The sequence below is a fragment of the Blautia sp. RTP21359st1_E11_RTP21359_211015 genome, assembly GCF_040910705.1.
In the GTDB taxonomy this organism is placed as follows: domain Bacteria; phylum Bacillota; class Clostridia; order Lachnospirales; family Lachnospiraceae; genus Blautia_A; species Blautia_A fusiformis.
The window spans coordinates 1-1,227 of the sequence record NZ_JBDGAB010000125.1; the positions used below are offsets into that span (position 1 = coordinate 1).

The window sequence follows — 1,227 nt, forward strand, 5'->3', positions numbered from 1 at the left end:
CTCTTTTGTTGTTTCTTAATGTAGCCAATGCAATTTTCGCCAGTACGGAGAAGTTTAATGCTGATATATTTCTTCTTCTGGTATTATCTTCATGGAAATTGACATCTAGCTGCCAATGTAGATTATTCTCAATTTCCCAGTGTTCTCTACTATTTTTAAGTATCTTCTGCGCATCAGGTTCCAAGGAAGATATAAAACATCTTTTTTCCACTGTAGTGCCTTTGTTTGTATTTCTGGTATTCTCAATATATCCAAAAGACCGTATATTTTTTCCACTTCTTTCTAATATCTGCTCCCAGGAAACCAGGATCGTTGCAGCAATAGCAGATTCTCGACTCATTCCTGCCATGTCCTTCTTCATGCGTCTCATATTTGTCAAATCGTACTGTTGTACCTTTTGATACAATACTTTCTGTTACTGACAGTACTATTTCCTTTAATTTCGGTTGATTATCTTTCACTATAAAAATGTAGTCACCTTCTCCCTTTATGACTTTCTCTGCAATTGTACGCTGGCATCCTAAAGCGTCAATTGTAATAATACAATCTTTTATACACAACATATCTAATAATTCAGGAATGACAACTATCTCATTTTCCTTTTCTTGTGTGCATAACTGTCCAAGGGAGATTCCCAGTTCTGTTGCAAATGCACTAATAACATGCAATTTGTATTTTCCCGTATTCGAATCAGGAAGTACTCCTTGTTTACGACGACGCTTGTCCTCTTCGGATTCATAGGCTCCTCGTATGGTTTTACCATCAATGGCTATATGCCCCGAATAACATTTGAGAATGCTTTGGACCCATTGCCTATAAGATTCTTCAAATTTTAAAGGATCTAATGCCGAGAAAAAGCGATTAAATGTATCATGGGAAGGGATACCATTAAAATTGGAAAGCTTGGCTGCAAAAAAAGATTCTTTACTTTTACCAAAGTCTTCTATTGAATTCCAAGTATCAGCGCCACATATAACAGCAGAAATTGCAATAAGAACAATGGTACTGGCCTGATGTTTTTTACAACGGTCTATCCGGTTATCTATCAATATTAATGAATCAGCAAATTCATGTAGGTTGCTGATCTCAATCTTTCTTTTAGTTTCTTGCTTCATTTTAATTGTGATTTATAATCACGTAAATGTACTCAAATAATATTGTAAATGAAAGATAAATATCTTATTAATAAGATGAAAAGACAATATTGGTGTAAGATAAATGTATAAA

The 1,227-nt window shown here is 34.4% G+C and carries 1 pseudogene; it reads right to left on the reverse strand.

What is annotated here, in order from left to right:
* Nucleotides 1-1,115, reverse strand: a pseudogene (locus tag AB5026_RS18965) (ISAs1-like element ISBaov2 family transposase); the annotation flags it as partial.
* Nucleotides 1,116-1,227: the final 112 nt, after the last annotated feature.